The organism is Streptomyces sp. R35 (assembly GCF_041053035.1).
GTDB lineage: Bacteria > Actinomycetota > Actinomycetes > Streptomycetales > Streptomycetaceae > Streptomyces > Streptomyces lutosisoli.
Genome location: NZ_CP163440.1, coordinates 9,887,991 through 9,910,305, shown reverse-complemented (window position 1 = coordinate 9,910,305; position 22,315 = coordinate 9,887,991). Strand labels below are relative to the sequence as shown.

General features: G+C 70.2%; 18 protein-coding genes and 1 riboswitch. Of the genes, 1 reads left to right on the top strand and 17 read right to left on the bottom strand.

The features are described 5' to 3' along the window. From AB5J50_RS44500 to AB5J50_RS44485, 4 genes are all read right to left on the bottom strand, one after another. Nucleotides 1–1,068 (bottom strand): GDSL-type esterase/lipase family protein, encoded by a 1,068-nt coding sequence (locus AB5J50_RS44500; RefSeq protein ID WP_369264263.1) that lies wholly within the window; start codon nt 1,066–1,068, stop codon nt 1–3. Beyond that, nucleotides 1,065–3,791 (bottom strand): Tat pathway signal sequence domain protein, encoded by a 2,727-nt coding sequence (locus AB5J50_RS44495; RefSeq protein WP_369264262.1) that lies wholly within the window; start codon nt 3,789–3,791, stop codon nt 1,065–1,067. The genes AB5J50_RS44500 and AB5J50_RS44495 overlap by 4 nt, the downstream gene beginning before the upstream one ends. A 308-nt stretch (nt 3,792–4,099) precedes the next feature. Beyond that, nucleotides 4,100–4,957, bottom strand: a complete 858-nt coding sequence (locus AB5J50_RS44490; RefSeq protein WP_369264261.1) for a LysM peptidoglycan-binding domain-containing M23 family metallopeptidase — start codon at nt 4,955–4,957, stop codon at nt 4,100–4,102. A 4-nt stretch (nt 4,958–4,961) separates the two neighbouring features. Then, a riboswitch (cyclic di-AMP (ydaO/yuaA leader) is annotated at nt 4,962–5,118 on the bottom strand. 302 nt (nt 5,119–5,420) lie between these two features. Continuing rightward, nucleotides 5,421–7,490, bottom strand: a complete 2,070-nt coding sequence (locus AB5J50_RS44485; protein ID WP_369264260.1) for an alpha-galactosidase — start codon at nt 7,488–7,490, stop codon at nt 5,421–5,423. Nucleotides 7,491–7,671: 181 nt separating this feature from the next. Here AB5J50_RS44485 and AB5J50_RS44480 point away from each other — a divergent pair, with 181 nt between their 5' ends. Next, a complete protein-coding gene (locus AB5J50_RS44480) occupies nt 7,672–8,469 on the top strand; it encodes a tyrosine-protein phosphatase (protein WP_369264259.1) in 798 nt (265 codons plus the stop codon). Between the two features lie 36 nt (nt 8,470–8,505). On the opposite strand, the gene AB5J50_RS44475 is transcribed toward AB5J50_RS44480, so the two are convergent. The 13 genes from AB5J50_RS44475 to hpnC form a co-directional block, all read right to left on the bottom strand. Further along, nucleotides 8,506–8,658 carry a DUF6126 family protein gene (locus AB5J50_RS44475; protein ID WP_327433680.1) on the bottom strand — a complete coding sequence of 51 codons (153 nt, stop codon included), beginning with the start codon at nt 8,656–8,658 and terminating at the stop codon, nt 8,506–8,508. Next, nucleotides 8,655–9,293 (bottom strand): helix-turn-helix domain-containing protein, encoded by a 639-nt coding sequence (locus AB5J50_RS44470; protein WP_369264258.1) that lies wholly within the window; start codon nt 9,291–9,293, stop codon nt 8,655–8,657. The genes AB5J50_RS44475 and AB5J50_RS44470 overlap by 4 nt, the downstream gene beginning before the upstream one ends. Before the next feature lie 61 nt (nt 9,294–9,354). After that, on the bottom strand, nt 9,355–10,755 hold the full coding sequence (locus AB5J50_RS44465; protein WP_369264257.1) for an aspartate aminotransferase family protein: 1,401 nt from the start codon (nt 10,753–10,755) through the stop codon (nt 9,355–9,357). Beyond that, nucleotides 10,752–12,680, bottom strand: coding sequence for a 1-deoxy-D-xylulose-5-phosphate synthase (dxs, locus tag AB5J50_RS44460; protein ID WP_327433677.1), 1,929 nt, complete (start codon nt 12,678–12,680; stop codon nt 10,752–10,754). The genes AB5J50_RS44465 and dxs overlap by 4 nt, the downstream gene beginning before the upstream one ends. A gap of 27 nt (nt 12,681–12,707) precedes the next feature. Further along, nucleotides 12,708–13,865 (bottom strand): flavodoxin-dependent (E)-4-hydroxy-3-methylbut-2-enyl-diphosphate synthase, encoded by a 1,158-nt coding sequence (gene ispG, locus AB5J50_RS44455; RefSeq protein WP_369264256.1) that lies wholly within the window; start codon nt 13,863–13,865, stop codon nt 12,708–12,710. Between the two features lie 4 nt (nt 13,866–13,869). Then, nucleotides 13,870–14,892: an adenosyl-hopene transferase HpnH gene (gene hpnH, locus AB5J50_RS44450; RefSeq protein WP_369264255.1), complete on the bottom strand. Its 1,023-nt coding sequence runs from the start codon at nt 14,890–14,892 to the stop codon at nt 13,870–13,872. Nucleotides 14,893–14,897: 5 nt separating this feature from the next. After that, a complete protein-coding gene (locus tag AB5J50_RS44445) occupies nt 14,898–15,539 on the bottom strand; it encodes a 1-hydroxy-2-methyl-2-butenyl 4-diphosphate reductase (RefSeq protein ID WP_369264254.1) in 642 nt (213 codons plus the stop codon). Continuing rightward, nucleotides 15,539–17,563, bottom strand: a complete 2,025-nt coding sequence (shc, locus tag AB5J50_RS44440) for a squalene--hopene cyclase (RefSeq protein ID WP_369264253.1) — start codon at nt 17,561–17,563, stop codon at nt 15,539–15,541. Before shc ends, AB5J50_RS44445 begins: the two co-directional genes overlap by 1 nt. 113 nt (nt 17,564–17,676) lie before the next feature. Beyond that, nucleotides 17,677–18,804 carry a polyprenyl synthetase family protein gene (locus tag AB5J50_RS44435; protein ID WP_327433672.1) on the bottom strand — a complete coding sequence of 376 codons (1,128 nt, stop codon included), beginning with the start codon at nt 18,802–18,804 and terminating at the stop codon, nt 17,677–17,679. Beyond that, complete coding sequence (hpnE, locus tag AB5J50_RS44430; RefSeq protein WP_369264252.1) at nt 18,804–20,222, bottom strand: hydroxysqualene dehydroxylase HpnE; 1,419 nt, start codon at nt 20,220–20,222, stop codon at nt 18,804–18,806. Before hpnE ends, AB5J50_RS44435 begins: the two co-directional genes overlap by 1 nt. Continuing rightward, a complete protein-coding gene (locus tag AB5J50_RS44425) occupies nt 20,219–20,359 on the bottom strand; it encodes a DUF6380 family protein (RefSeq protein ID WP_369264251.1) in 141 nt (46 codons plus the stop codon). The genes hpnE and AB5J50_RS44425 overlap by 4 nt, the downstream gene beginning before the upstream one ends. Further along, nucleotides 20,359–21,309 carry a presqualene diphosphate synthase HpnD gene (hpnD, locus tag AB5J50_RS44420; RefSeq protein ID WP_369264250.1) on the bottom strand — a complete coding sequence of 317 codons (951 nt, stop codon included), beginning with the start codon at nt 21,307–21,309 and terminating at the stop codon, nt 20,359–20,361. Before hpnD ends, AB5J50_RS44425 begins: the two co-directional genes overlap by 1 nt. Continuing rightward, entirely contained in the window at nt 21,306–22,208 is a 903-nt protein-coding gene (gene hpnC / locus AB5J50_RS44415) for a squalene synthase HpnC (RefSeq protein ID WP_369264249.1), read from the bottom strand. The genes hpnD and hpnC overlap by 4 nt, the downstream gene beginning before the upstream one ends. Nucleotides 22,209–22,315: the final 107 nt, after the last annotated feature.

The window sequence follows — 22,315 nt, the reverse complement described above, 5'->3', positions numbered from 1 at the left end:
TCAGTGCTCCTTGCTCTTGATCAGTGAAGCGAGCCGGTCGGCCACCTTGCGATGGCCCTGGGCATTCGGGTGGACCGTGCCGTTGAAGTCCCCGTCCTCCGGGGAGATCCAGCCGGTGGTGTCGACGAACTCGACGTGCGGGTCGGCGAGTTCACGGACGACGGCGGCGATGTCGTCGGCGTGCGCGCCGCTGAAGGGGCGCAGCGCGAGAATGCGGGCGTGCGGGGCGGCCGACCGCAGCCGGTCCAGGTACGCCCGGTAGGCGACCCGGAACTCCTCCGCGCCGTACGCCGCGTCGTTCGTCCCCTGGTTCACGACGATCACATCGGCGCGGCGGTCCGAATCCGCCCTGGAATCCGCGTAGTTCCATCCGTACGCGTCCCCGGCGGCCGGGACTCCCCCGTTGCCGGACTGGAGGACGCCCTGTCTGCCGAAGCCGACCTGGGTGAGGGAGGCGTTCAGGTCGTCGGCGACCAGCGTCGGATAGGCGGCCGTCCCGTCGGCGCAGTCGGAGGTGTTCACCTCGCACAGCGCCATGACGCCTTGGGTGATGGAGTCGCCGTAGAAGACCAACCGAGGCCCCGGCAGCTGGTGTTGGGGAAGCAGGCGCGCTCCCTCCTCCAGCCGTAACCCGGTGAGGACGACTCCCGTCTCCAGAGGCGGAGTCCAACGGTTGGCCCGCGAGAAGACGTCCTTCACGGAGAGCTCGGCGGTGTGCGTCCCCCGGCCCGGCACGGCGATGTCGAGATCGTCCCGGTCGACGGCGTACAGCCGCTTCGGCCCACCGTCCACCGACACATAGATCTGCGCCGGCACGGTGATCGACGAGACGTCGAAGAGGGCGTGCAGGGTGCCGCCGGTGAAGCGTAAGCGGAGCCGCGAGCCGGAGTTGACCGTCGTCGCGGACGTCGCCGTCCTCCCCCAGTGCCCTTCGTAGGCAAGACGCCGGTCATCGGGGCGTACGACGTTCGAGGTACCGGACGCAGAGACGGGCGATGCGGACACCGGAGGAGTCAGCGCGCACAGCACACCGGCCGTCACCGCCCCGATCAGGAACGTACGTCTCATGACGGGATCCGATCGCCGATGAGCGCCAGGTTCTGGATCGCCGCGAGGGCCCACTGCGCCGAGGAGTTGGTGGAGATCCAGGGAATCTCCTCGGTGGTACGGAGCACGGCCGGGGTCCTGATGGTCACGCGCGACCAGTCGTTGGACGGGAAGTACGTGTCGGTGCCGGTGTAGAACTCGTTCCACGCGCGCTTGGCGAGCGTCGGATCGTCCTTGCGCCGGGCCGCGTAGGCCGTGATCCGGGAGTGCGCGGCGGGCAGCGCGGACTTCCAGGTCGAGCCGGTCAGCGCGGTCTTCTCGGCGTTCGTGGCGTTGTAGTACTGCGCGTAGTCCAGCCAGGCGGCGGCGAATTCGGGCTCGTCGTCGCCGAGCAGCGAGACGATCTCGCTGTTGGTCTCCACGAGTCCGAAGACGGCGGACAGATGCGAGACGGTCACCGCCTTGTCCGTCGTGACCGCGAACTCGCCGGTGTCGGCGTCGAGAAGACCGGCGCCGGTGAAGAAGCCGTTGGGCTGGGCGGCGATCGTCCGCAGGGAGTTCACCAGTTTCGTACGGGCCTTGTCCGCGTGCGGGCCGCGCCGTTCCCACTCGGTGAGCCAGGCCGCCGACAACCCGCCCCAGTCGGTGCCGAATCCGACGGACAGGGCGTGCCGGTCGCCGGGCGTGTAGCCGTCGTTGCGGACCTTGCGCTGCGGGTCGACCTCCAGGAACGCCAGCTCCACGTCGACGAGTTCGCGCAGCAGGTCGCCGGTGCGCTCGTCGCCCGTGAGGAAGTAGTAGAAGCGACGGTTGGCGGCCGTGGAGATACGGACCTGCTTGGCGCTGTCCGCGTAGTGCTGCACCCCGTGCCGGGTGCCGAGCCCGGCCCACTTCCCCAGGTGGTACACGTCGACTTCACCGGTGTGCCGCGTCATGGCCTCCGCGAAGCGGAACACCTCGGCGGAGCCGGTGCGCAGGAAGTGGTACCAGAGCCACAGGTCGGTGCCCAGCTCGGAGTTGTCCCAGGCGAAGCCGCCGACGTCGTAGCGCCAGACGTGCCGGTCGTTGTCGTAGGTGTGCTGCACGTCCCCGTAGTCGAGGAAGCCGTACCAGCGGCGGTCCTCGCGCTGGTCGCGGTAGTAGGCGAAGAGGTCGTCGAGGTGGTCCTCGATGACCTCGCGGGCCGCGTTCGAGCGGTCGACCGGCGCCCAGTCGCCGAAGATCCCGGCGGAGTGCAGGCGTTCGGGGGTGGCAGTCAGCAGCGGCGGAGTGGCGACGGCGGCCGCCTGCGCCGCGAGATCCGCCGCGCTCGGCGTCGACTCGTGGGCCCAGAAGGTCAGTTCACTGGTCCGGGCGATCCCGTACGGGGTCCCGAAGCCCGGCTCGTAGTCCTCGTAGGTGATCTCCAGGCCCTCGGCCTGCTTCTCGTACGTGTCCTGGCCGAGGCCGTCGTGGTAGAAGCGCAGGTCGAGCGGTTGCGCCTCGGGCGAGTAGAGCCAGAGGGTGGCCTCGGCCGTGTCCGTGGCGGCGCCCCTGATGTCGAGCTGTGTGGGGTGCCGTTGCCAGAAGTCGCGCAGCCCGAAGGAGAGTCCGCCGCTCACGCCGCCGACGTAGCCGAAGCCACCGGCCCGCCGTCCGGCCGCGGCCTGGATCCAGCCGTGTCCGTCCTTGGTGCGCTTGCGGATCACATAGCCGTCGGCCGTGGGCTGGGTGAGCGTGAAGTCGCCCCACCGCGGGATGTACGCGAGGCGGCTCGACACGCGGCTGTCCCAGGTCGAAGTGTCGGGCAGCTTCTCGCCGGCGATCTGCGCGGTGCGCACCGCCTCGCCGGGATCCCTGCGCAGTCCCGTGACGCCCTGGACCGCCTCGCTGAAGAGACCCCCGCCGGAGTCGGCGAGGCGGACGTGGCGGTCGTACGGCTGGTCGCTCAGCGGCACGGAGAAGCGGACACCGAGGCCTCGCAGGAAGTCGCCGTCCGCCTTGCCCGGCTCCTGCTCGCCGTCCCAGACGAAGGAGTGCACCAGCCGGAAGGACTCGGCGCCTGCGTGGAAGGAGAAGCGCAGCACGAAGGGCAGCCAGCCCCGGCCGCCGCGCCGATGCCTGCCCTCGACCCGGACGACCGCGCGGACCGGCCCGTCCTGCTCGACCTCGGTCTTCTCGATCCGGCCGGTGAAGTCCTCCGCCGCGACGCCGTCGCGCAGCGAACCCTGGCGCAGGGCGACCAGCCGTCCGTCCCGGGCGATCTCGGCCGAGCCGCGTCTGACACTGCGTACGACGGTGCCGGAGCCCTTCGCGCCGAAGGCCACCGTGATGACACCGGTCGACACCTCGATCCGGCCGCCGGAGCGGGTGACTCTCAGCTGCTGCGAGGGAGCGGCCGGGGTACCCGCGGAGAGCTTGTACGTCTCGGCCTTGGGCGCGCCCGGCGCGATGGCGTGCGCGGTCCACTTCACCGAGCCGTCGGGCCAGTGGCCGGTGACCCAGCTCTGCACGGGCACCTCGTCACCGGAGGCAGTGGCCAGCCTGAACGCCTGGTCGGGCTGGTAGGTGCCGCGGGACCAGGGCACGCCCCAGACGGCGCCCGCGTGGGTGCCGGGCGCCGTGCCCTCCAGCCAGTGCAGTTCGGTGTCGCCCCCGGCCGACGGCGCGGCGGCGGCACTGCGGGAGAGCGCCCAGGAGAACGGGGCGGTGGCGGCCGCGGCTGCGGCGCCCTTGATGACGGTGCGTCGGTCGACGCCGGGCACGGGGACCTCCGAAGGCATAGAAAGCGCTTGCGGAGATCACTGTGGGGCCACTGTCGCACGCCTGTCGATACCTCGTGCAGGCATGCCACAGGACCGCAATGTGCCGATCATGAATCGCTCATGAAAGACCAAAGGCCGAACCCCGGGGATCGTGGGGTCCGGCCTTTGGCTGCTGTCCTGCCTTGGGGAGCAGGAAGTCCTGCTGTGGGGAGCAGGGAGTCGCGCCTTGGGGGCACGGAGTCTGCCGTGGGGAGCAGGGAGTCGTGCCCTGGGGGCACGTGGTCTGCCTTGGGGGGCAGGGGAAGGCGTCAGCCGACGGCGATACCGTGCGAGCGCAGGTACGCGACCGGGTCCACGTCCGAGCCGTAGTTCGGGGTGGTGCGGATCTCGAAGTGCAGGTGCGGTCCGGTGACGTTGCCGGTCGCGCCGGAGAGGCCGATCTGCTGGCCCGCGGTCACCGTCTGGCCCGCCGAGACGGAGAGGGCGGACATGTGGGCGTACTGGGAGTACTGGCCGTCGGCGTGCTGGATGACGACCTGGTTGCCGTACGCGCCACCCCAGCCGGCCGAGACGACGGTGCCCGCGGCGATGGCCTTGATCGTGGTGCCGGTCGGGACCACGAAGTCCACGCCGGTGTGGTAGCCGCTGGACCACATGCTGCCCGCCACCTTGTAACCGGTGCCGACGGTGGCGCCCTCGACCGGCAGGGTGTAGCCGGAACTGCTGCTGGTGGAGGCGGCGGCGGTGGCGGCCGACTTGGTCGACGAAGGCGTCGTCTTGGCGGACGACTGGGTGGCGCTGCCTGACGCGGCCTTCTTGCCGATCGTCAGCTTCAGGCCGGGGCGGATCAGCGTCGGGTCGCTGCCGACGGCCGAGCGGTTGTCGGAGTAGAGCTTCTTCCAGCCGCCGCTGACGTTCTGCTCGTCGGCGATCTTCGAGAGCGAGTCGCCGGCCTTCACCGCGTAGGTCTTCGTCCCGGCCGCCTTCTTGGCGGCCGCGGGAGCGGCGGTGGCGGTCTTCGCGACGGTGGCCGTCGGGGTCGCGGCATGGGCGCCGGTGGCCCCCATCAGAGGCAGCGCGAGCGCGGCGCCGCCGGTTCCGGCCACGGCGATCGAGCGGGTGAAACGCTGGGACTTGGGACGGCGGTGCTTACCCTTCGCGGGCATGACGAGTTCCTCTCCGGCGCCTGCGGGGTGAGCTGTCGGGTGCGGGCTGGAGATGCCCGGCCGCGCTGGTGCGCGGCTGTACCCCTAGCCGTTCCGGAGACCGGAACAGGCACGGAACCTGTGGGTCCCCCGCTCCTGCCGTGTGCGGGTGAGTGTGCGGATTCCGGGCGGCGGCAGGATTGGGCGTCCGTCCGGATTGGGGCCGAACGTAGGCGAGATGAGAGCGCGGCGACAACCATGTGCCTTTTCTGCGCGTCCGCCCTTCTTGATCCACGCCGGAATTCCGGTCACCCTCCGTGGATCGACGATCTTTCCGGCCCCTCAATCCGCCCGGGAATTCGGGCATGTTGCGAAATAGGGGTCGCAACGCATCGTCACGAATATGACGCTGCTCACGCACCTCGTCCCACGATGCTTTATTCCAGGGCCAGTTGGAATGAAGCCGCCAATTCGGACAGAACAGTCACATACGACGCAGTCGGATAACTACCGCATCGAGATCCCCGCGCAGCCCCGTCCGCACCCCGTGATGCAGCAGCACCGCACCCCGGTGCACTTCGCCCGTTTCACGGCACTCATACGCTTGTGTCGGGTCGAGCCCGCGCAGCCGCAGCGGGGCGACCGGCTCGCCGTACCGCTGGGCCTGGAGCCAGGCGAGGACGACGGTCTCATCGCCGTGGACGTACTGCACCGCACTCAGCCCGCCCTCCGGGGGCCGCAACCGGTAGAGGTCGCCGCGCTGGACGACGGGCCGGATCTCCTTGTAGAGATCCACCCAGCCCCGCGCCTCGGCAAGCTCCTCCTCGCTCCACTCGGCCAGGTCTCCGCCGACGCCGAGCACCCCGGCCATGGCGCTCACAAAGCGGAAGCGCAGCGAGCTGACCCGCCCGTTGAGCTGCGTGTTCGGGCTGTCCGTAACCCAGGCGGCCATGATCCGGGCCGGGTGGATCTGACCGAAGCCGTGCTGGATGGCGAGCCGGTCGAGCGGGTCGGTGTTGTCGGAAGTCCACACCTGGTCCGTACGCGCCATGACGCCGAGGTCGATGCGGCCGCCACCGCCCGAGCACGACTCGAAGGCGACCGAGGGGTGCGCGGCCCGCAACCGGTCGAGAAGGGCGTACAGGGCCTCCACGTGCTCGACCCACAGCTTCTGCGGGTAGCGCTCACCGGGCCACCCGGCGTCCGTGAAGCAACGGTTGAAGTCCCACTTCACATAGTCGATCGGCGCACTGGAGAGCAGGCCGTCGAGCTGCCCCCACAGGTACTCCTGGACGTCCGGGCGGGCGAGGTTCAGTACGAGCTGATTGCGGTACTCCGTCCTGGTTCGCCCCGGCTGGAACTGCACCCAGTCCGGGTGGGCGCGATACAGCTCACTGTCCGGATTGACCATCTCCGGCTCGACCCAGATACCGAACTGCATCCCGAGCGCGTGCACGTAGTCGCCGAGCGGCTTGAGCCCCGCCGGGAAGCGGTCCGGGTTGGGGGTCCAGTCGCCGAGCCCCGCGCGATCGCTGGTCCGCGTCCCGAACCAGCCGTCGTCGACCACGAACAGCTCGACCCCCATCGCCGCGGCCCGCCGTGCCAGTACCCCCTGCTGGTCCTCGGAGATGTCGAAGGTGGTGGCCTCCCAGGAGTTGAACAGCACCGGCCGGTCCTGGTCCGCGTCCGGGATGACGTACGCGCGCTGGTAGGCGTGCCAGGCCCGGCTCGCCCCGCCGAAGCCGGCGTCGCTCCACAGGCCGGCGAAGACGGGAGTGGTGAACGACTCCCCCGGCTCCAGCCGCAGCAGCCCGGAGTCGTCGTATCCGGCGCCGCCGGAGATCTGTACGCGCGCGTCGGGGAGCTGGGCCACGGCGATCCGCCACGAGCCGGACCAGCCGAGCGCGCATCCGTACACCTCGCCGCTCTCCTCGGTCGCCTCGCTGTCGAGGGCGACCCAGGGCAGGTGCTGGTGACCGGTGTGTCCGCGCCGGCTGCCGATGACCTTCTCACCGTAGGTGAGGGGGGAGCGCACGAGCCGGGACTCGGCCGCCCAGCGCCCGTGCAGCTGGGACAGCCGCCAGCCGTCGCGCTCGGGCAGTGTCCAGGTCGCGGAGTCGGCGCGCAGCAGCTCCAGGGCGGGACCCTGGTTGGCGAGGGTCACCCAGCGTTCGACGACGTCGCCGCGCATCCGGTAGTGCAGGGTGATGCCGAGTCCGGCGTCCGAGAAACGCAGCCGCAGCTCGTCGCCGTCCGCCTCGTACTCCTCGAAGCGCCACTCGGTGCCGCGCCGCTCGTCCGTCCGCACGGAGAGGGCGGGGCGGACGAAGCGGGGGCCGCCCTCGACCGGGTACTCCTCGCGCCCGTCGAGCGGGGACTCGAAGGGCCAGTACTGCGGCGCGGGCAGGGCGGCGAATGCCTCGGCGTCGGCGAGCGCGATCCGTGGGCCCCAGTGCAGATGCAGCAGCTCGTCGAGGCCGGTGAGCCGTAGCGCGTAGCTGCTCGTCGGCCCCGAAAGAAGCCAGGTACGACCGTCCGTGCCGACCTCGATCATCAGTCCCCCACAGATTCGAACAGGTGCGATCAGGCACCAACATCATCATGGGCTCGGCGCCCTGGAGGCAACGCCTGTGGACAACTCATTGCCCGAGGAACCCATGTCGTATCGTCGAGAGCGCAACCTCCGTCGGCAGGCAACGCCGAGCAGCGCCGACGGCCGAAGGGGAGGAGCCCCAGTGACGCAGCAGGTCCCGTCGACCGAGCCCGAGCTGGCAGGAGTGCGCAACTTCCGGGACGTGGGCGGCCTGCCCACCACGGACGGTCGGCGGGTGAAGCACGGGCAGCTGTTCCGCAGCGGCCACCTGGCGCACGCCACCGAGGGGGACGCCGCGTTCCTCTCCTCCCTGGGCCTGCACACGATCTTCGACTTCCGCAATGCCTCCGACCAGAAGCTGGAGGGCCCGGACGTCGAGCTGCCGGGCGTGCGGAACGTGAATCTTCCGCTGACCGACCCGGCCGACGGCTCCGAGTTCTGGAAGATGGTCCGCGACGGCGAGATCGACCAGCTCCGCTCGATCCTCGGGGACGGCAAGGCCGCGAACCGCATGATCACCTCGTACCGCACGATCATCAAGGAGCGCACGGCCGAGCACTCCCAGGTGCTGCACGCGATGGCCGAGGACAGCGTGCCCGCGCTGATGCACTGCGCGGCGGGCAAGGACCGCGCGGGCCTGTCGATAGCCGTGACGCTCCTCGCCGTCGGCGTCGAGCGCGATGCGATCGTGGCCGACTACCTGGAGTCGAACGCGAAGCACCGCCGCTACAAGGTGCATCGCAACGGCAGCTCCGCCTCCGCGTACTCCCCCGAGGTCATGGAGCTGCTGAGCCCGCTGTTCGACGCGCGCGCCGAGTACCTGACGGCGGCCTTCGAGACGATCGAGGAGACCTGGGGCGGGGTCGACCCCTACCTGGAGCGGGCGCTGCGGGTCACCCCGGAGCTGCGGGAGCGGCTGCGCGAGCGGCTGCTGGACTGAGCCGGCGCCGAAGGGGATCCACTGCCCGAGAGGGATCTACTGGTTGTGCGCGCCCAGCGTGAACAGCAGGAAGATGAAGGCCGCGAAGAGGTGGCCGACGGCGATGTAGATGATCAGTCGCACCCACAGGGAGCGGGGGAACCGCTCCTCCATGGACCGTCGCGTGCCGGGTTCCGTGGGTTCGGTCATGACGTCTCTCCGGAGGTCGGGTGCCCCGTCGCCGGGCCGAGGCACAGCGCGGCGGTGGGGCTCTGCAGCAGGGTGTGGACGAACAGGAGCTCGGCACCGCCGTGATCGGCGGCGGCGATGCGGTGCGGGGTGAGCGAGTCGAAGTGCGCGCTGTCGCCCGGCGCGAGCACGTACGCGGTGTCCCCGAGGCGCAGCCGCAGCCGCCCCTGGAGGACGTACAGCCACTCCTCGCCGGGGTGGACGCGCACGATGTCGCCCTGCGAGCCGTAGGGAACGTGGACGCGCAGCGCCTGCATACCGCGACCGGGCGCGCCCGCCTGCCAATAGGTCCAGCCCCCGGCGGAGGTCGGGTCCATGTCGGCGGCGCGCACGATCGCGTCCCGGTCGGCGACCGTCTCGCCGAGCAGTTCGGAGACCGTCGTACCGTAGATACGGGCCAGCGCGAGCAGCATGGGCAACGAGGGCTGGCGCTGCCCGGTCTCCAGACGGGAGAGGTGGGCGGGCGAGAGCCCGGCGGCGCGGGAGGCGGCCTCCAGGGTCAGGGAGGCACGGCGGCGCAGCTCACGCAGTTGTGGTGCGACGGCGGGAAGCTCGACGGACGGCTCTTCGACCGCCCCCGGTTCAGCAGGGCTCATGTGTTTATTGAGCCCGATGCTTGCCTCTGGGGCAATTTTCTTGCCCCAGAGGCAAAAAATCTCAGCGGTTCGCCACCGCCTGCTTCACGAGTGTCTTCCCGAAGTCCCACATCAGCCCGCCCCCGTGGTGCGCGTCGTCCATCACCGCGGTGAAGGCCTCGACGAAGCGGTCCACGTCCCGCTCGCCGATGATCAGCGGCGGGATCAGCTTGATCACCTCCAGGTAATCGCCGGAGACCTGGGTGAGGATGCGGTGCCGTTGCAGCAGCGGTACGACCACCATCTGCGCGAACAGGCCCTTGCGCGCGGCCTGCAGCATCGTCCAGCGGCTGCGCAGCTTCAGCGATGTGGGCCGCCCGAACTCGATGCCGATCATCAGGCCCCGGCCGCGTACGTCACTGAGCAGCTCGTACTTGTCCACGAGGGCCGTCAGCCGGGACTTCAGCTGCTCCCCGGTGGCCCGGGCATTGGCCACGACCTGCTCGTTCTCCATCACGGAGAGCACGGCCAGACCGGCCGCCATGGCCTGCGCGTTCGACCCGAAGCTCGCCGAGTGGACGAGGACCCGGTCCATCGACGAGTAGACCTTCTTGAAGATCCAGTCCTTGCCGAGGGTCGCGCCGACCGGCACATAGCCGCCGGAGAGCGCCTTGGCCACGCACACCAGGTCGGGCTCGACTCCGTCCTCGTGCTGGTAGGCGTAGAAGTCCCCGGTCCGCCCGAGGCCGGTCTGCACCTCGTCCGCGATGAGCAGCGCCTTGTGCTTGTGCAGCAGTTCCTGGGCGGCGCGCAGATACCCGGGCGGGGCCTCGTGCACGCCCTTGCCCTGGATGGGCTCGACGATGAGCGCGGCGACGTCGCCCTTCTTCAGCTCCCGGACCAGGACGTCGAGATCGCCGAGCGGCACGGCGGTGTCGGGCAGCAGCGGGGCGAAGCCGTCGCGGAAGCCGTCCTCACCGTTCACGGACAGGGAGCCGGTGGTCAGCCCGTGGAAGGCGTGCGAGCAGTACAGGATCCGCGGCTTCCCGGTGGCGTACCGGGCGAACTTCAGCGCGGTCTCGACCGCCTCCGTACCGCTGTTGCCGAAGAAGACCCGGTCCAGGTGCGGGCTGCGGGCGAGCAGCTTCTCCGCGAGCAGGCCGGGCAGGGGCTGACAGTCGAAGCGGGTGAGGTCGGCGAGCGAGGCGTCCAGGACATCGTGCAGCGCCTTGCGGACGACCGGGTGGTGGCGGCCCAGGCCCATCACCCCGAACCCGGCGAGCATGTCCAGGTAGTCGTTGCCGTCCGCGTCCCAGAAGTGCGCACCCTCGGCCCGCTCGTACACCTTGTCGAAGCCGATGGTGTGCAGCATGCGCGGGAGCTGGTGGTTCAGGTACTTGGTGTGCAGCTCGTAGCGCTCGGCTCCACGCTCGGCGAGGAGCGCGCCGAGGTCGAACTCCCCCTTCTCAGCAGGGTCGCTCATTCCTGTTTCTCCTTGGACAACTCATCCTCGGACAGCGCGCCCTTCGACAGCGCGTCCTTGACGGCCAGGCCGGCACCGATCCGCCCGGCGATCTCGACGGGGGTGAGACCTATGTCGGCCAACACCTCACCGCGCTTGGCGTGCGCGAGGAACTGCTCCGGGATGCCGAACCGCCTTACGGGTACGTCGACTTCGGCGTCCCCGAGCGCCAGCGCGACCGCCGCGCCGACACCGGCCGCCCGGCTGTTGTCCTCGACGACCGCGACGAGCCGGTGCTCGGCGGCCAGGCCGGGCAGCGACGGGTCGACGGGCTTGACCCAGCGCGGGTCGACGACGGTGCAGCCGATGCCGCGGGCTTCGAGCAGCTCGGCGGCCTGGAGGCAGACGGGCGCCATGACGCCGACGGCGACCAGGAGGACTTGCGGTGTCTCCGGGGAACGGTGCAGGACGTCGAGCCCGCCCACATGGCCGACCGCGGGAATCGCGGGCCCCACCGACTCCTTCGGGAAGCGGACGAGCGTCGGCGCGTCGTCGACGGCGACGGCCTCCCGCAGCTGGGCCCGCAGTTGGTCGGCGTCGCGCGGCGCGGCGATCCTGAGGCCCGGCACGACCTGGAGGATCGACATGTCCCACATGCCGTTGTGGGAGGCCCCGTCGACACCGGTGACGCCGGCCCGGTCCAGCACGAAGGTCACACCGCAGCGGTGCAGCGCGACGTCCATCAGGAGCTGGTCGAAGGCCCGGTTGAGGAAGGTGGCGTAGACGGCGACGACGGGGTGCAGACCGCCGGTGGCGAGCCCGGCCGCCGAGACCGTGGCATGCTGCTCGGCGATGCCGACGTCCCACACCCGGTCGGGGAACCGCTCGGCGAACTTCCCGAGCCCCACCGGATGCAGCATCGCCGCCGTGATCGCCACGACGTCCGCGCGCTCCTCACCGATCCTGACGATCTCGTCGCCGAACACCGAGGTCCAGGAAGGCCCGTTGGAGGGCGCGAGCGGCTCGCAGGTGAGCGGGTCCATCACGCCGACCGTGTGGAAGTGATCCTCCTCGTGCGCGAGCGCGGGCTCGTAGCCGCGGCCCTTCTCCGTCAGACAGTGAATGACCACGGGCCCGTGGAAGCGTTTCGCGCGCCGCAGCGCGGACTCGACGGCCCCCACGTCGTGTCCGTCGATCGGCCCGACGTACTTGAGCCCGAGGTCCTCGAACATGCCCTGCGGCGCGAACGCGTCCTTGAACCCCTTCTTCGCGCCGTGCAGCGACTCGTAGAGGGTGTGTCCGACGACGGGTGTGCGCAGCAGTACATCCTTGCCCCAGGCGAGGATCTGCTCGTAACTGTCCGTCGTACGAAGCGTCGCGAGGTGGTTGGCGAGGCCGCCGATGGTCGGCGCGTACGAGCGTTCGTTGTCGTTGACGACGATGATCAGCGGGCGGTCCTTGGCGGCGGCGATGTTGTTCAGCGCCTCCCACGCCATGCCGCCGGTCAGCGCGCCGTCGCCGATGACCGCGACGACATGGCCCTTCTCGCCCTGCACCTGACGGGCCTTGGCGAGCCCGTCCGCCCAGCCGAGCGCCGTGGAGGCGTGGCTGTTCTCGATGATGTCGTGCTCGGACTCCTCGCGCGACGGGTAGCCGGACAGGCCGCCCTTGCCGCGCAGCTTGGAGAAGTCCTGACGTCCCGTCAGCAGCTTGTGCACATAGCTCTGATGGCCGGTGTCCCACAGGATCCGGTCGTCGGGTGACTCGAAGGCCCGGTGGAGCGCGATGGACAGTTCCACCACTCCCAGGTTGGGCCCAAGGTGGCCGCCGGTCCTGGCGACCGCGTGCACCAGGAACTCCCGTATCTCTTCGGCCAGTTCACCGATCTCCGCCTCGGACAGCGCCTTCAGGTCGCGTGGTCCCCGGATGTTCTCCAGAATCGTCACGCTCGGCCCCCTCTCGGTCCGTGCTGATCAACTCACGGTGACGGCCGGTTCTCCGGACGCGACGCCGTCGTGTTCCATCTGTTCGGCGATCTTCATCGCCTCGTCGATGAGGGTCTCGACGATCTTCGACTCGGGTACGGTCTTGATGACCTCGCCCTTGACGAAGATCTGCCCCTTGCCGTTGCCGGAGGCGACCCCCAGGTCCGCCTCCCGCGCCTCGCCGGGGCCGTTGACGACGCAGCCCATGACCGCGACGCGCAACGGGACCTCCATCCCCTCCAGACCGGCCGTGACCTCGTCGGCCAGCTTGTACACATCGACCTGGGCGCGCCCGCAGGACGGGCACGAGACGATCTCCAGGCGCCGCTGCCGCAGCCCGAGCGACTCCAGGATCTGGATGCCGACCTTGCACTCCTCGGCGGGCGGGGCCGACAGGGACACCCGGATCGTGTCCCCGATGCCCTCGCTCAGCAGGGCCCCGAAGGCGACAGCCGACTTGATCGTCCCCTGGAACGCCGGACCGGCTTCCGTCACGCCGAGGTGCAGCGGGTAGTCGCACTGGGCGGCGAGCTGCCGGTAGGCGTTGACCATCACCACCGGGTCGTTGTGCTTCACCGAGATCTTGATGTCCCGGAACCCGTGCTCCTCGAAGAGCGACGCCTCCCACAGCGCCGACTCGACGAGCGCCTCGGGCGTCGCCTTGCCGTACTTCTGCAGCAGCCGCCGGTCGAGCGACCCGGCGTTCACCCCGATCCGGATCGGGGTGCCCGCGTCCCTGGCGGCCCGCGCGATCTCCTTCACCTTGTCGTCGAACTGCTTGATGTTGCCCGGGTTCACCCGCACCGCCGCGCAGCCCGCGTCGATCGCCGCGAAGACGTACTTCGGCTGGAAGTGGATGTCCGCGATCACCGGGATCTGCGACTTGCGGGCGATGGTCGCCAGCGCGTCCGCGTCGTCCTGCGTGGGGCAGGCGACACGGACGATCTGGCAACCGGACGCGGTGAGTTCCGCGATCTGCTGCAAGGTGGCGCCGATGTCCGACGTACGGGTCGTCGTCATCGACTGCACCGACACGGGTGCGCCGCCCCCGACCGCCACCGGTCCGACCTGGATCTGCCGCGACACACGGCGCTCCGCGATCGGTCGGACCGGCACCTCGGGGAGGCCCAGGGAAACGGCGGTCATGACGTCACCCGCGGCTTTCCGTGAAGGTCTCACGGGCGGCGCGCAGCGACTCCTTGAGGGAGCCCATGGTGGCGAGGACGGCCGTCGGCTCGTAGCCGCAGTGCGCCATGCAGTTGGCACACCGGTCGTCCTTGCCGCGGCCGTAGGAGTCCCAGTCGGTCTCCTCCAGCAGTTGCTTGTACGTCTGCACGTACCCGTCGCTCATCAGATAGCAGGGCTTCTGCCAGCCGAAGAGCGAATAGCTCGGGATCGCCCACGCGGTGCACGGGAAGTCGACCTTGCCCTCCAGGAAGTCCAGGAAGAGCGGGCTCTGATTGAGCCGCCAGCGGCGCCGGTTGCCGCCCGCGAAGGCCTTCTTGAACAGTTCCCGGGTCTGCTGGACGCCGAGGAAGTGCTCCTGGTCGGGTGCCTTCTCGTAGGCGTAGGCGGGCGAGAGCATCATCTCGTCGACCTTCAGGTCGTCGTTGAGGTAGTTGAGGACCTCGATGACGGTCTGCGGGGTGTCGGTGTTGAAGAACGTCGAGTTGGTGGTGACCCGGAAGCCGCGCCGCTTGGCCTCCTTGATGGCCTCGACCGCCTCGTCGAAGACACCTTCCTTCGCGACGGATTCGTCGTGTCGCTCACGCAGTCCGTCGATGTGCACGGCCCACGCGAAGTACGGCGAGGGCTTGAACTTGTCCATCTTCTTGCGCAACAGCATCGCGTTGGTGCACAGGAAGACGAACTTCTTCTTGGCCACCAACTGCCGCACGATCTCGTCGATCTGGGGGTGCATCAGCGGCTCACCGCCGGCGATGGACACCATCGGCGCACCGGACTCGAGCACCGCGCCCACCGCCTGGGCCACGGGCATGCGCTGCTTGAGCACACCCGCGGGGTGCTGGATCTTGCCGCAGCCCTCGCAGGCGAGGTTGCACGCGAAGAGCGGTTCCAACTCGACCAGCAGCGCGAACTTGTCCCGCTTCCTGAGCTTCTGTTCAAACAGGTACGCAGCGACCTTCATGGTCTGCCGAAGGGGCATGGCCATCTGGCTCACCTCCGAGGGAGCAGCAAAGAACGGTGCCATTCAAAAAAAGCGGGAAGCACGGCACGAAGAACACGGAAAGCTGATATTCCACCGCGGACTGTGCCGATACGGACGAGTTCATGTTCTGGAGCGTCCACGACCACCCGTACGGCCGCAACCGGGCGCGTGCCCGTGCGCACGGCGCTGTGGAGTGTGGACGCCGACTCCATATCGACCGCGATTGCGCCGGTCGCGAGCAGCTCCGACCGTTCGTGACCGCGGACGACGTGATCGGAGCCGGTGAGCGGCCCCGTATGGACAGTGCGCCCCGGCAGGGTACGCACGAGTTCCTTGACCAGCAGATCGGTGCCCACGCACGGCGTGGTGCCGCGCGGGTCCCGGGTCTCCTCGGCGACCACCAGGTCACCGGGGTGCATGCCCGGGGCGAGCCCGGCACAGAAGCCCGTGGCCAGGACGGCGGCCTCGGACAGCGCCGGATCGGCGAGGACCCGGGTGACCGAACGCTCGGCGGCCTTGGGCCCCATGCCGGTGCGCAGCACGGTGACGGGCCCGTCGGCCCCCGTCCGGTCGCCGCTGCGCAGGGCGAGGTGCTCGATGCCGAGCGCGCAGGCGATCAGAAGCGGGACCGGGTCGGGCTTGGTGCTCATCAACCCCCCTTGGCCTCGGCGAGGGACTCGCCGTGGACGAAGCTCGGCTCGCCGTGGACGTACCGGCCGAGCGCGGTGAGCGGGAAGACCTGCCGGTAGAGGTGGTAGTTGATCGAGAAGTCCCACGGGAACCCGGTGCCGGTGAAGTACGGCTCGTCCCAGGAGCCGTCCGCCAGCTGGGTCTCCGCGAGCCATTCGACCCCGCGCTCCACGGCCTTGGAGTCGCGCTCCCCCGCGGCGAGCAGCGCGAGCAGGGCCCACCCGGTCTGGGAGGCGGTCGAGGCGCCACGCCCGCTCCACTCGGCGACGTCGCGGTAGGAGCGCAGATCCTCGCCCCAGCCGCCGTCGTCGTTCTGCACGGTCTCCAGCCAAACCACGGCCCGGCGGATCGCCGGGTGCGAGGCGGGCAGCCCCGCGGCCATGAGCGCCGGGACCACCGACCCTGTGCCGTATACGTAGTTGACGCCCCAGCGGCCGAACCATGAGCCGTTCGGTTCCTGGTGGGCGAGCAGCCACTGGATGCCCCGGCGGGTGCGCGGGTCGTGCGCGAGTCCCTCGACCGCGAGCATCTCCACGACGTGCGCGGTGACGTCCGCGGACGGCGGGTCGATGACCTCCCCGAAGTCGCAGAACGGCAGCCGGTTGGGGAAGGCGCTGGTGTTGTCGACGTCGAAGGCGCCCCAGCCGCCGTCCTTGGACTGCATACCGAGGTTCCAGCGGATCCCGCGCCCGATGGCGTTGTCGACGCGCTCCGGGTCGTGGTGCTTGACGCGGCGCAGCGCGAGGGCGACCTCGGCGGTGTCGTCGATGTCGGGGTAGTTGTCGTTGTGGAACTCGAACGCCCAGCCGCCCGGCGGCAGTTGGGGCCGCTTCACCGACCAGTCGCCGGGCCGGACGATCTCCTCGCCGAGCATCCAGTCCGCGGCCTTCACCAGCTGCGGATGGTCGGCGGGCAATCCCGCGTCGGCGAGCGCGATGGTCGCCAGGCAGGTGTCCCACACCGGGGACTGACAGGCCTCGATCATCCGGGCGCCGTCCTCGCGCCATACGGCGAAACGGTCCAGCGACGCCAACCCCTCACGCATCACCGGGTGTTCGAGGTCGTAGCCGAGCAGATGCAGGGCGATGACCGAGTACACGGCGGGCGGCTGGATGCCTCCCCAGCAGCCGTCGTTCTCCTGCCGCTCGATGATCCAGCGGGCGGCCGTGTTCATCGCCGCCCTGCGCAGCCGGCGCGGCGCGACCTTGCGGTACTGGTGCAGCGCCTTGTCGAGCCGCTGGAAGACACCGTCCCAACTCGCCACCGGAGCAAGGGGCTTGACCGGGTTGGGATGGTGCGCGTCGGTGTGCAGCTCGTCGAGCGGGAACGGCGCGGGCCGCACTGGACGCTTCGCCGAGACGACGGTGAGCGGCACGATCGTCTGCCGCGCCCAGCAGCCGAAGTCGTAGATGTTGAGCGGCATCCACTTCGGGAAGTAGATGAGTTCCGGCGGGAGTTCGGGCAGGTCGTCCCATTTCCACCAGCCGAACAGGGCGAGCCAGATCCGGGTGAAGACCCGGGCCGAGGCGATGCCGCCCCGCTCACGGATCCAGGCGGACGCCCGTGCCATGTGCGGTTCGTCCGGGGCGTCCCCGGCCAGCCTCAGGGCGACGTACGCCTCGACGGTGGTGGAGAGTTCGCCCGGTCCGCCGTAGAACGTGGCCCAGGAGCCGTCGTCGCGCTGCTCGCCGCGGATGAACAGCCCGGCGGCGTGCGTCGTCGACTCGTCGCGGATGCCCAGGAACTGACGGAGGAGCAGGTCCTCGGCGTCCATCGTGACGTTCGTCTCGAGGTCGCCCTTCCACCAGCCCTCGACATCCTGCCGCGAGAGCAGGAAGTCGGTGGCGCGCCGCATCGCGTACGTGGCGACATCTCGGGTCTCGACTGTCCCGGCCGCCACGGGAGTCGTCTGTGTCTGGATTTCGCTGGCCGAGGCAGCGCGGGGCGGCAGGGCCCCGGTGCTTCCGTCGGTCGTCGCTGTCATGGCTTCCCCTTCGTGCAGTGGTACGTCTCTGCTGTGGGTCCGCCGTCGGCCGGTGCGTCCTTGTCCCGCGGCACCGGCCGGCGACTACGCGAGGTTTATTCGACCGATAGTGATCATCTCTTCCGTACGACGACGAAGTCGGCGAGCGCCACGAACTGGGCCCGCACCCGGTCGGGCATCTGGACGGCGTCCAGCGCCTCGATGGCGATGGCGTGCTGGCGGCGCGCCTCCTGGGCGGTCCACTCGCGGCCGCCCGCCTCCTCGATGAGCGCGGCGCGCGCGGCGAACTCCTCCTCGGAGAAGTTCTCGAAGTCGCTGGCCTTGGCGTCCTCGGCGAGCAGTTCACCGAGGCGCTCGGAGGCGGGCCCGCCCGCGGCGAGCGCGGCCACGACCGGCAGGGACTTCTTGCGCTGACGCAGATCGCTCCAGGTCTGCTTTCCGGTGGCTTCCGGGTCGCCCCAGATGCCGAGGAGGTCGTCGACGGCCTGGAAGGCCAGGCCCAGGTGGTAGCCGTACTTCTCCAGCGTGTCCGCGGTGAAGTCGTCGGCACCGCCGAGCACCGCGCCGATGGAGCAGGCGCAGGCGAGCAGGGCGCCCGTCTTGTTGCCCTCCATCTCCAGGCACTCCTCGACGCTGACGCGGTCGCGGTGCTCGTAGGAGATGTCCTGTGCCTGACCGTCGATCAGGGCACGGGTCGCGGTGGTGAGGCGACGCGTGGCGCGGCCCGCCTCGACGGTGCCGAGCTCCAGGAGGATCTCGTTGGCCAGCGCGAACAGGGCGTCGCCGACGAGGATGGCCTGGGCGGGGCCGTGCACCTTCCAGACGGTGTCGCGGTGGCGGCGCTGCTCGTCGCCGTCCATCAGGTCGTCGTGCAGCAGCGAGAAGTTGTGCACCAGTTCAACGGCGACCGCACCCGGCACGCCCACCTCGGGGGCGGCGCCGGCGGCCTGCGCGGACAGGACGGCGAGCGCGGGGCGTACGGCCTTGCCGCCGTCGCCGTCCGCGGGATTGCCCTTGGCGTCGATCCAGCCGAAGTGGTAGGCGGCGACGGTGTCCATGGGCGCTGCGAGCCGGTCGACGGCCGCCTTCAGCACCGGTGTGGCCAGGGTCCGGCCGCGCTCCAGGAGCGCGGTCACGTCCACCGCGTCGGCAGCCGTTTCGGCCGGGGGCACAGTGGGCACAGTCTCTCCTCTTGTTGCGGTACCGGGGGTGCGGGGGTCGGTCGCGCGCTGATCGAGCATCAGGCCGCCTCCTCAAAGACGTCGAAGAGGTGATCGCGAGGCCGGCCCAGGGCGCCCAGCGCGGCTCCCGCCGCACTGACGCCACTGCGGACCGCACTCTCCATGGTCGCGGGCCACCCTGTGGCGGTCCACGCTCCGGCCAGGTACAGGCCGGGAGCCTTGGTGCGGGCGCCGGGCCGCAGCCGCCCGACGCCCGGGGTGGGGGCGAACGTCGCCGTCCGCTCCCGGGTCACGAAGAAGTCCTTCACTCCGGCGCCGCGCGCGGCGGGCAGCAGCCGTTCCAGCTCCGGCAGATAGCGCTCGCGCAGTACGGAGACGGGCTCGTCGATCTCGTCCTGCGCGGCCGACTGCGACAGCGCCAGGTACTGGCCCTCGCGCAGCCCGGACGCCTCGGTCCGGTCGAAGACCCACTGCACCGGGGAGCCGAGCGCCGCGAAGAACGGCCGGGCGAGCACCTTGCGGTCGTAGACGACATGGATGTTGAGGATCGGCGCGGTGCCGATCTCCAGGAGCCGCTCAGGGGCGTCGAGCGCCCCCTCGGGCAGCAGATCGCGGGCCTCGCGCTGGGGTACGGCGAGCACGACCGTGTCGGCTTCGAGCGTCTCGCCGGGAACCTGAACGCTCCAACGCCCGTTCTCGTTGAGGGAGATGGAGGTGACGCGTGTACGGACTTCGGTACGGACGCCCGCGGAGTCGAGCGCCTTGCGGGCCAGGGTGTCGTGCAGTTCGCCCAGCGGGACGCGTGCCCAGCCGATGTCGGCCGCGCCCGGGTCGGACAGCAGACCGGTCTTGAACACCATCGCGGCGAGCGCCAGCGACGAGTCGCCGGCCACCGCGTTGAGGGTGGCGACCCCCACGAGGTCCCACAGTGCTTCGACGGCACGCTCCGACTGACCGTGCGCGGCGAGCCAGTCGCCGAAGTTCTGCGCATCGAGCGCCGGATCGGAGAGATCCAGGCCCTTGAGCGCCAGCGCGGCACGGCCGACCTTGGCACGCTCGGCGAGCGACAGATGCTGGTACGTGGCGAGGCTGCGCGCGAGATGCAGCGGCACGGGCAGCGCCGTGCGGCCGATTCTGCCGAGCCGTCGCCCCGGTGTGCCCTCGGCGTCGAGAACGGGCACGTCGAGACGATCCTGCAGGGGCGCCAGCGAGGCTCCGTCGATGCGGTCGAGGAACCAGCGGTAGGCGGTGCAGCAGCGCAGGTAGACATGCTGGCCGTTGTCGACCGTCAGCTCGCCGCGCTGGAAGGAGAACGCGAGACCGCCGAGCCGCGGCCGCCCTTCGAGCAGGGTGACCCGCACCCCGGCGTCGGCGAGCGCGAGCGCCGCGGTGATCCCGGCGAGCCCTCCACCGACCACCACGGCAGCCGCCCCGTCCGGGCGGCCCGAAGCCCCCGGGGGCTGCGTGACCTCGCTCATCGTGCACCCTCCCCTGCGGCCGCGCCGCGGTGCTTGAACGGTGCACGGCAGGCCGTTGCAGTCAGGGACGCCATCCGGCTCCGGAGGGTTGCGTGCCGCTTTTCGCCGGTGGAATCACCTTGGACCGGATTGTCCATCAGGCGCGCCTCCTGACGGTACGGCGGGACACATGACGGGCATCGAGACCGGAGAGGCCGCGCACGGCGACGTACGCCTTCTCACGTCCGGGCAGCGAGACCCGGCCGCGCAGCACGGCCTCCGGCTCGCGCTCGATGCGGTCGAGCAGGCGGCGGTAGATGCCGGCCATCGCCGCGACACACGCGCCGCTGCGCCGGTCGAGCATGGGCAGCAGCCGGTAGCCCTCGGCGAAAAGAGCGCGGGCCCGACGCACTTCGAAGTGCACGAGGCCCGCGAAGTCGGAGCCGGGCGGTGGAGTCGACCCGTTGAACCCCGCCGAGCAGCCGAACTTGGCGAGATCGTCGGCAGGCAGATAGGTACGCCCGCCCACGGCGTCCTCGCGTACATCCCGCAGGATGTTGGTGAGTTGGAGCGCGAGCCCGAGCGTGTCGGCATACTCCGGCGCGCGCTCGGCGCCGCGCGCCCCCGGTTCCGTACCGAACACGCCGAGCGAGAGCCGCCCGATCGCCCCGGCCACGCAACGGCAGTAGACCTTCAGGTCGTCCCAGGTCTCGTACGCCTCTCCGCGTACGTCCATGAGGACGCCGTCGATGAGTTCGTCGAGGCCGGCGAGGGGCACCGGGAAGTACTCGGCGGTGTGGCTGAGGGCGACCGCGACCGGGTCGGTGTCGTCCTCGTCGACGGACCCGGCACGGACCCGGGCGAGCAGTGCCCGGGTGTCCTCCAGGCGGGCCGCCTTGACGTCCGGTGCGAGCGTGCCGTCGCCGATGTCGTCGACACGCCGGGAGAACGCGTAGAGCGCCGACATCGCGCGGCGCTTGGGCGTCGGCAGAAGTCTGATGCCGTACGCGAAATTGCGGGCCTGCTGACCGGTCACTGCCTCGCAGTAGCTGTACGCGGCGAGTACCGGTGCAGACACGTGCTGTTCCGACTCCACGGTCCGGATCACCCCTCTCCTCGCAGAGTCACTCCCACCTCGCGCAGCAACTGGAGCTTGCCGGGCTTGGGCGGGCCGGGAAGTACGTCGTATTCAGCGGCGGCAATCGCACGGATTGCCGCCCTTCCCCCCGCAACGAACCCCGCGAGCAGCAGCTTCAGCCTGCCGTGGACGCTACCCACGAGGGGGGTGCCTTCATTCAGGAGGTTCGAGGCGTGTTCTGCTTCGTATGCAACCAGTGCTCGCACCGATGCGCCTGCTGTGGCGGCGGCGAGATCCGCCTCCTCGACGTGGAAGCGTTTCATGTCCTCGGCAGGCAGGTAGATACGGTCGCGGCCGAGGTCCTCGGCGACGTCTTGGAGGTGTTCGACGATCTGCAGCGCCGTGCACACCGCGTCGGAGCGGCGGACGCGCTCGGGCGTGGAGGTTCCGGTGACGGAGAGAACCAGGCGGCCGACGGGATTGGCGGACAGCTCGCAGTAGGCGAGCAGGTCGTCATAGGTCTCGTACCGCTTGACCAACTGGTCCTGGCGGTTGGCCGCGATCAGGCCGAGGAAGGGCTCGGGGGTGAGGCCCGCGCGGCGGACGGTGGGCTGGAGCCGGCGCAGCAGCGGGTGGCGCGGGGTCGAGTCGAACACACGGTGAAGATCGGCTTCGAAGGCGTCAAGCAGGAGGAGGCGGTCCTCGGCCTCCTCGGGCGACACGCCGAGCAGGCGGGCGTCCGCGCCGCCCGGGGCGAGGTCGCCGTCACCGATGTCGTCGACGAGACGGGCGAAGCCGTACACGGCCATCAGATCGTCGCGCCAGGCCTTGGGCAGGAAGAAGGGTGCCACGGGGAAGTTTTCGTCCGCGGCCTTGTCCAGAGTGCCGCGCTCCGGATCACCAGTACGCGCCGTGCCGGCTTCGGTCACCGCTCGCCGCCCGGCGCGGGGACGGCACACGCGTCGCGGAGCTGGAGAGTTTCCGTAGCCATTGCCGTCACATCTCCCGTTCTACACTGCCGACCCAATAGTGCCCT

Bases quoted from the DNA above. Each gene is read 5' to 3' on its own strand.
- AB5J50_RS44500 (WP_369264263.1), bottom strand. From the start codon at position 1,068: ATGAGACGTACGTTCCTGATCGGGGCGGTGACGGCCGGTGTGCTGTGC.
- AB5J50_RS44490 (WP_369264261.1), bottom strand. From the start codon at position 4,957: ATGCCCGCGAAGGGTAAGCACCGCCGTCCCAAGTCCCAGCGTTTCACC.
- AB5J50_RS44485 (WP_369264260.1), bottom strand. From the start codon at position 7,490: ATGATCGAGGTCGGCACGGACGGTCGTACCTGGCTTCTTTCGGGGCCG.
- AB5J50_RS44475 (WP_327433680.1), bottom strand. From the start codon at position 8,658: ATGACCGAACCCACGGAACCCGGCACGCGACGGTCCATGGAGGAGCGG.
- AB5J50_RS44470 (WP_369264258.1), bottom strand. From the start codon at position 9,293: ATGAGCCCTGCTGAACCGGGGGCGGTCGAAGAGCCGTCCGTCGAGCTT.
- AB5J50_RS44465 (WP_369264257.1), bottom strand. From the start codon at position 10,755: ATGAGCGACCCTGCTGAGAAGGGGGAGTTCGACCTCGGCGCGCTCCTC.
- ispG (WP_369264256.1), bottom strand. From the start codon at position 13,865: ATGACCGCCGTTTCCCTGGGCCTCCCCGAGGTGCCGGTCCGACCGATC.
- hpnH (WP_369264255.1), bottom strand. From the start codon at position 14,892: ATGGCCATGCCCCTTCGGCAGACCATGAAGGTCGCTGCGTACCTGTTT.
- AB5J50_RS44445 (WP_369264254.1), bottom strand. From the start codon at position 15,539: ATGAGCACCAAGCCCGACCCGGTCCCGCTTCTGATCGCCTGCGCGCTC.
- shc (WP_369264253.1), bottom strand. From the start codon at position 17,563: ATGACAGCGACGACCGACGGAAGCACCGGGGCCCTGCCGCCCCGCGCT.
- AB5J50_RS44435 (WP_327433672.1), bottom strand. From the start codon at position 18,804: ATGCTCGATCAGCGCGCGACCGACCCCCGCACCCCCGGTACCGCAACA.
- hpnE (WP_369264252.1), bottom strand. From the start codon at position 20,222: ATGAGCGAGGTCACGCAGCCCCCGGGGGCTTCGGGCCGCCCGGACGGG.
- AB5J50_RS44425 (WP_369264251.1), bottom strand. From the start codon at position 20,359: ATGGACAATCCGGTCCAAGGTGATTCCACCGGCGAAAAGCGGCACGCA.